The sequence below is a fragment of the Streptomyces sp. NPDC058198 genome (assembly GCF_042882605.1).
Classification (GTDB): Bacteria; Actinomycetota; Actinomycetes; order Streptomycetales; family Streptomycetaceae; genus Streptomyces.
The window spans coordinates 64,327-70,726 of record NZ_JBHVVP010000018.1 but is presented as its reverse complement, the minus strand read 5'-3'; the positions used below and the strand labels follow the sequence as shown (position 1 = coordinate 70,726).

General features: G+C 66.8%; 8 protein-coding genes and 1 pseudogene. 4 read left to right on the top strand and 5 right to left on the bottom strand.

The features are described 5' to 3' along the window. Positions 1-310 precede the first annotated feature (310 nt). Positions 311-856: pseudogene (locus ACFVWW_RS32790) on the bottom strand (class IV adenylate cyclase). 27 nt (positions 857-883) lie between these two features. Next, a complete protein-coding gene (locus ACFVWW_RS32785) occupies positions 884-1,585 on the bottom strand; it encodes a hypothetical protein (protein ID WP_386879366.1) in 702 nt (233 codons plus the stop codon). Positions 1,586-1,749: 164 nt separating this feature from the next. Between ACFVWW_RS32785 and ACFVWW_RS32780 the strand changes: the two genes are divergently transcribed. Both ACFVWW_RS32780 and ACFVWW_RS32775 read left to right on the top strand, forming a co-directional pair. Further along, the gene (locus tag ACFVWW_RS32780) at positions 1,750-2,100 is read left to right on the top strand and encodes a DUF6907 domain-containing protein (protein ID WP_386879367.1); all 351 of its coding nucleotides are present in this window, start codon (positions 1,750-1,752) and stop codon (positions 2,098-2,100) included. Positions 2,101-2,163: 63 nt separating this feature from the next. Continuing rightward, on the top strand, positions 2,164-2,724 hold the full coding sequence (locus tag ACFVWW_RS32775; protein ID WP_386879368.1) for a hypothetical protein: 561 nt from the start codon (positions 2,164-2,166) through the stop codon (positions 2,722-2,724). A gap of 105 nt (positions 2,725-2,829) precedes the next feature. Here the strand turns inward: ACFVWW_RS32775 and ACFVWW_RS32770 are convergent, their stop codons facing one another. Then, the gene (locus ACFVWW_RS32770) at positions 2,830-3,759 is read right to left on the bottom strand and encodes a hypothetical protein (RefSeq protein WP_386879369.1); all 930 of its coding nucleotides are present in this window, start codon (positions 3,757-3,759) and stop codon (positions 2,830-2,832) included. Positions 3,760-4,023: 264 nt separating this feature from the next. Between ACFVWW_RS32770 and ACFVWW_RS32765 the strand changes: the two genes are divergently transcribed. Beyond that, positions 4,024-4,197, top strand: a complete 174-nt coding sequence (locus tag ACFVWW_RS32765) for a hypothetical protein (protein WP_386879370.1) — start codon at positions 4,024-4,026, stop codon at positions 4,195-4,197. Between the two features lie 533 nt (positions 4,198-4,730). Here the strand turns inward: ACFVWW_RS32765 and ACFVWW_RS32760 are convergent. Together ACFVWW_RS32760 and ACFVWW_RS32755 are read right to left on the bottom strand one after the other, a co-directional pair. Beyond that, positions 4,731-5,153: a PIN domain nuclease gene (locus tag ACFVWW_RS32760; protein WP_384189060.1), complete on the bottom strand. Its 423-nt coding sequence runs from the start codon at positions 5,151-5,153 to the stop codon at positions 4,731-4,733. Beyond that, positions 5,150-5,365, bottom strand: coding sequence for a type II toxin-antitoxin system VapB family antitoxin (locus tag ACFVWW_RS32755; RefSeq protein WP_386879371.1), 216 nt, complete (start codon positions 5,363-5,365; stop codon positions 5,150-5,152). Before ACFVWW_RS32755 ends, ACFVWW_RS32760 begins: the two co-directional genes overlap by 4 nt. A 150-nt stretch (positions 5,366-5,515) precedes the next feature. Here ACFVWW_RS32755 and ACFVWW_RS32750 point away from each other — a divergent pair, with 150 nt between their 5' ends. Next, positions 5,516-6,343, top strand: a complete 828-nt coding sequence (locus ACFVWW_RS32750) for a PP2C family protein-serine/threonine phosphatase (RefSeq protein ID WP_384189061.1) — start codon at positions 5,516-5,518, stop codon at positions 6,341-6,343. Positions 6,344-6,400 lie beyond the last annotated feature (57 nt).

The following is a 6,400-nucleotide window of genomic DNA, read 5'->3' as shown; positions in this document are numbered from 1 at the left end:
CCATAGTGGTCCCCGCGCAGGCGGGGGTGTTCCGCCGGGACGGCCCTGCTCACGACCCGCTCGGGGGTGGTCCCCGCGCAGGCGGGGGTGTTCCGGACATGTCCTTGCCGAGAACCTTGACTCCATAGTGGTCCCCGCGCAGGCGGGGGTGTTCCGCCGGGACGGCCCTGCTCACGACCCGCTCGGGGGTGGTCCCCGCGCAGGCGGGGGTGTTCCGGCGCTGGGGCCGCTGGCGGAGGCTGTTCCATTGTGGTTCCCGCGCAGGGGCGTAACCCTGGCAGGGTGTGGCTCACCTGCTGCACATCAGGGATTACGCGAAAAGCAGCGTTGGCTCGGCGAGGATGTCCCGGTTCGGTTCGCTCTTGTAGATGAGGTCGATGCTGCCGTAGCGGGCCTGTTCGTAGTCGAAGCCGAGTGCGGCCACTGCCTTGCGGACCGCTTCTTCCGAGGGGCCCTCGATCTCGATGAAGGTGGGGAGGCCGGGCCAGGTGTCGAGGTCGTAGGTGATGTCACCGAGCTGCCACTCCTCCCGGTAGTTCTGCTGGTACCGGACCTGGCGCAGGCCCAGGGCGCCGAGGAGTTCGGCTGTCTTGTCGAGGTCGTTGACTTCGATCTCGATCTCGGTGGTGCCGTTGATGGTGGCGGCGTCGCTGACCTGCTACAGCGTGAGGGTCTACTTGCCTCCCTCGTCCCTCAGCCGCAGCCACTGTTCGCCCTGCACCGCGTCGTTCTCAAAGATGAGGCGGGTGAACATGGTCTTGTCGAACGCTTGTTGTGCACCGGCGGCGCGGAGTTGGTCGCGCACCGCGTCGACGTCGATGCTGAGGAACTTCGCCTCGTACTCATGCTGGGCCATCGCTGTGATGCTCCTGGTGATCGGTTTCTAGGCGGTCAGGTCTCGGAGGTCGCTCTCCCGTAATCGGAGGACCTCGTCGCATACGTCGCCGGCTACGAACTCTTCCACGGGCCGGCAGAGGTCCATGCGCTGTATGCAGACCCCGACGTGAAAGCACCCTGCGGCGTCCCTGTACAGGCGCACCCCGTAGTAGCCCTCCTCGCAGTCGGTGCTGTTGTTGAAGCGGCAGCCGGCGCAGGTCGTCGGCAGCCTGACGAGCCGTATGTGCTTGACGATGAGCGGACGGCCGTCGGGCAGCCGGTACGACATGCGGAAGCCCGAGGTACCCGCGATGAGGCGGACTTCTTCGAGTTCGGCGCCGAGCTCATCGAGGAGGATGTCGATGGCGTTCAGGGACTCGTCGCCGTCCGCCAGCGAAGAGAGGATCCGGACGGACAGGGAGGGGGAGTATTTGGCGAGGAGGCGGTGAACGCGCGGCACATGGTCTCGGTGCGGCAGGACGATGTTCGCGCGAGCGTCCACGCCGAGCTCCATGGCAAGCCTGATCGACTCGTCCAGTGCTGCGATCTTGCGTTGAGCCAGGGGCTTGTTCCGGTACCGGACGTGCTGCACCTGCGCCAGTTCTTCGGGAGTCGTTCCGAAGACGGAGAACTTGATGCGCCCAAGCCCGGCCAGGGCGCAACTGGGCAGCATCCGGGCCCCGTTCTCACCGTTCGAGGTGATGCTCACCGCATAGCCGGCTCACCCCAGTTGCTGGTTTCCCCCTGTCATCGCCGATCTGCTCCCGCTCGTGGCACACCGGAAACCGGCGACTCCACCTGGGCCGGGCCCCGAGAGCTGCCGAGGGAGCCCGGCCACACAACCGTGCAGCAGCAGAGCAGAGGACACGCTTCATGAAGAACTCACCCGCGAAGGCAACGGCGCCATCCCCCCACCACAAACAGCGCGGCAGCCCACCTCGCACGTGGGTCCGGAAGATCCTTCCGGACGGCCAGGTCACCGAGACCTGCCCGCCGCACTGTGCCGACAACCACAGCAACGAACAGCCCGGTTCCCTCGCCGATCTGACCCACGGCTTCTACTTCGACGGGCCAGAGCTACCCGTCTTCGACGCCAAACAGGGCGCTGTCCTCGTCCCGATTCTCGGCGGCCGCATCCAGATCTCGCCGTACAGCACGGACCGCAAACGGCAGATGCCGCACCTCGTCCTTGAGCTGCTACAAGACGAAGTCATGGGTACGTAGATCCCGAGGAGCTCGCGGCGATCACCGGCAACGTCCGCGCGCAGGGCCGGGAACGCACCCGAGTTGGAGTTCAGCGGTGACGGCTCTTGGCCCACGCTGAATCTGGAGAAGGTCGACGAGTTCATCGCCGACATGGACGTCCATCTGGGGCGCCTTCGTCAGTCCCGCGACGACCTGGCACGCCTCACTGGCGCTCGGCCTGCCACTGTCACCAAAGCCAGCGTCCGTGCAGAGGTCTCCTCGATGGTCATCGACCGCGCCCACACATTCGCCGCCCAGGGAGACGACGAGCGGCTACCCCGTGTCCGGGCTCTGGACATCGGTGATGCAGCCGACCTCGGGGTCGAGGACGCCGCCGTGCAGTTGTCACATGAGAACCAGCTCGCCGACTCCTATTGCCACTCCGTGCGCAGCGAGGCCACCAACCGGTACAACGCCCGCCTCGGGCGCATCGTCTGCCGCGGCTTCGACGCCGTCTTCGAAGCCTGCGCGGAGGACGCTGCCGAACAAGGCCAGGACCCCGGGGCCGCTGTGATCCGTCTGTCGAAAATGCTCGCCGGCTACATGGCCGACGCAGCGCACCGAGCGATCCCGCGCAAGCAGCCCCGCTCAGCCACCGAGTGACCGCCCCGGTGCTGCTCCCAGCCATCAACGGCTGGGCCTCTCCGTGGCTGTGGTCGGCTCGCGGTGGACGCCCGTGGCCCGCTTGTCGCCGGAGGAAGCGGTTGGTCAGCGCGCCTTGGAGAACCAGTACCAACGTTTCTCTCGGCCTGGCTTGTGATCGGTCTCGGGGTCGGCGTATCGATCGGTCTGGGGGGCGTCGAATCGATCGGCATCGTGTTCTGCCTTCTCGGCCAGAACCGACGTCAGCAGACCCTCTGCGGCGCTCAGCCGTTCACTCAGCGTCCTGACCTCGTTGAGCTTCTCCTCCTGGTCGATTTCCGCGCCACGCCGCCGCTTCTCCTCCTCCCGTGCCCAGGTGAAGTACAGCTCGGCCCGGCGGATGTTGAGCCCGTTCAGCTTCTCCAAGAGCATCAGCCGCTCTTCGCGGACCGACCGCAACTCGTCCTGGAGGCGTTCGATGCGCTGACTTCGCTCGCCCCGCTCGGCCTCCAGGACGGCGATGCGTTCACGCAGTTCCTCGTTGCGCCCGCGCTCCCGGCCAAGCTGCTCGTGCAGACCACTGAGCTGGTCGGTGAGGTCGGCGCGGGCCTCCAGAGCGACCAACAACTCCCGCCTCGTTTCGCCCTCCCTACGGCTACGCTCCGTCGCGCGATCGTGCAGGTCCTCCTCGGCAGCGTCGAGGTCAGGGATGCTCAGATCGCTGACCGGCGGCGGTTCGTCCGACTCGTCCTCCACCCATGAGGCGGGTGACGGCAGCACAAGCGGCGACGTCTCATCCCGCACCGCAACCCACAGCTCGCGGAAGGCGTCCAGGTCGCCCCCCAGCGCCTCCACGACCAGTTCCAGCGGACCCCATCCGGGGACGCTGTCGCACCGCAGTACGTTTCCCGCCGTCGTATGGCTGATGGCCTTGGCCGTGCGCTGCGCGATGACTCGGAAGCTGGGCTCACCGCTTTGCCGGTGCAGCAGTTGCACCTGATATCTCAGCTGCTTCAACGCGTGCCCGTGTAGGCGCTGCGAGGCGGTCGACGTCATGGTGCCCCCCTTCGGCGTCTGTCCGCGACCGATCATCGCAGCAGCGTCACGGCGGCGGCAGCCGTTCGCCGCAAGCCGCCTGTGACGCAGGGCTGTCAAAAACTGTAAGCATCCAACGCCTCGCTGCCACAACAGCAACGGGGCATGTACGAACTTGGCAAGGCTCGGCCGCCGGTGTCAGCGCCGCCACGGGGCGCCAGAGGCTGGAGGGACGCGGTTCCCACCCGGTCTTCCGCGCCACCACTTCCTGGAGAAGCCGACCCCATGACTCTCGTCGTCCTGCTCCCGCTGGCGGTCGTTCTACTTGCCTGCCTGCTGGTCTTCGTGCTCAGCCTCGTCTACATCTGGTCTTCTGACAGAGCCCGCCGGACTCGCGCCTGGCGTCTGCTGCACGCCCTTCTGCGAGCGATCAAGCGCGACCGCACCGAGGGCGGATAGGCAGAGCAGGCGGCTTGGGGAAGTGCCCAGCATTCCAGGGGCCTCTGCTCAGATGGCGGCGGCTCTCTCAGAGGGGCGGCCCATTCTGCCGTCGGTTGGGTGCAACCACAAAGTCAGGGTGTCCGAACACAAAGGCGCATCGACATTCCCGCCTGTCCGTGGTCGACCAGACCCACCTCCGGGGCCTTCGCGATGCTCATTAATCCGTGCTTCTTCATCCGCCCTCGCACGGCCCGGTGAGGGCGTATCCGCTCACGCAAGCGGGCGGGAAAGACGGAGCGCCCCGGCCGGTTGGGACCGGGCGGGGCGCTTCTTAGCAGGTCGGCGGGGGTGTTCCCGTCCTGCGGGTGGTAGGCCGTGTGGGACTCGAACCCACAACCAACGGATTAAAAGTCCCGCCAGAGTCCTGCCGACTTCCGTCGGGCACTCCGATGATCCGGGTGTGCCGACCTTAGGCAGAGCCAGCGGCTACAGGCTCGCCGAACCGCGGTGCATGCCTGCCAATGAGACCAGAACTGAGCCTTGGCGCGCGTTCATTTTCCGGCCTCCGGGCCGTACCACTGCATGGCTTGGCCGGTGACGGCGGCGATGCATTCGAAGTCGTGGTCGCGGTGCAGGAGGGTCAGTCCCTGGAGTTCCGCAGTGGCGGCAACGACGAGGTCCACAGCTCCCGCACCGCGGTGCTGACCACGCTGAGTCAGCTGCTCCTGAACCCGCCAGGCGCGGTCGTACGCGCGGTCATCGACGGGCACCCGGCCGAACAGGGGCCGCATGTCCTCAATGCCGCGCGCACGGTCTGCGGTGGAGCGGGCGCTGTAGAAGAACTCCAGCTCGGTGACAGGGCAGGTCGCGATGAGTCCTGCCGTGGCGGCCTGGTCCCAGCCGTACTGTTCGGCGTCGTCGCGGAGGAATCGGGCGAGCGCGCTGGTGTCAATCAGGAACTGTGCCGCGCTCACCGCCGGTAGTTCCTCTTGTCCGCGAAGAGATCGAGGTCGAAGCCGCCCTCGCCCGCGGTAGCCCGCAGCCGAGTGAGAGCGAGGGCCCGTCGGCGGTTCTCGAGTACTTCGCGCAGAGCGGTGTTGACCGTCTCCTTCTTGGTGCCGGTTCCCAACGCCTGAGCCACGTCGGCCAGCAGTTCGTCGTCCAGGTCGATCACTGTACGACTCATCGAGCACCTCCTGAGATATCAACTATGACAGCGAGTATATCGCGGCGGATATCTCGAGTCCTGATGTAGATCGCGGTCCGGCCGTCCGCGCCAGGTGGCGGCGACCGGGCTAGGGTTTGACCAGGGGCGAATCGGAATGCCAGGAATGTCATGCACCGACACCGCAAAGCGCCGGACAGCACCCAGGAACTCCTCCTTACCCTTGGGCGTCTTGTCGATCAGGCAATGGAGAACATCAGACTCCAGCAGGCCCGGGCGGAGCTCGGCATGGCGCTGCAGCGGCACATGCTCCCTTCCGAACTGCCCGATTTTCCGGGCGTCCGACTGGCAGCCCGGTACTCGCCCTCGCAGGACGGTCTGGCTGTCGGCGGTGACTTCTACGACGCCTTCCCGATGAGAGACGGGGTGGCGGGGATGGCCATCGGTGATGTGCAGGGCCACGGAGTGGAGGCCGCTGCCTACATGGGAGAAGCTCGCGCCAGCCTTCGGGCCCTCGCCAGTGTCACGGGTGACCCCGGGGAGGTGTTGGCCTGCGCCAATGACTTGCTGATCTCACTCGGCGGCGACCTCTTCACTACCTGTTGCCTGCTGAGCTTCGTACCGCGGAGCGGCAATCTCGCCATCGCCCGGGCCGGCCACGTCCCGATGGTGTGGGGCACCGACACGGGCGATTCGGGTGTGTCCCTGGATGCTGGCGGGGTTCCTCTGGGGATTCTGCCCGGCCAAAGCTACCCGGTGGTTCATCGACGCCTGACGCAGCCCGGTTACCTCGTCCTGCTGACCGACGGCGTGGTGGAAGGACCGACCTACCCGATCGAGGAAGGCCTGGCGGAGGTGGCCAGGCTGGTGGGCGCCGGACGTGGTGTCACCCCCGACATCCTGGCGTCGCGGGTGATCCGGGTCGCGGACCGCACCGGAAACAATGACGATGCCGCCGTTCTCGTCGTCCGCCACGACGGTCCGCCGGACGCCCAGTAGCAAAGACGTTCCGCCCGCCGCCCGCCGGCAGTACCGTCGTGTCGGCGCGTCCGTCCG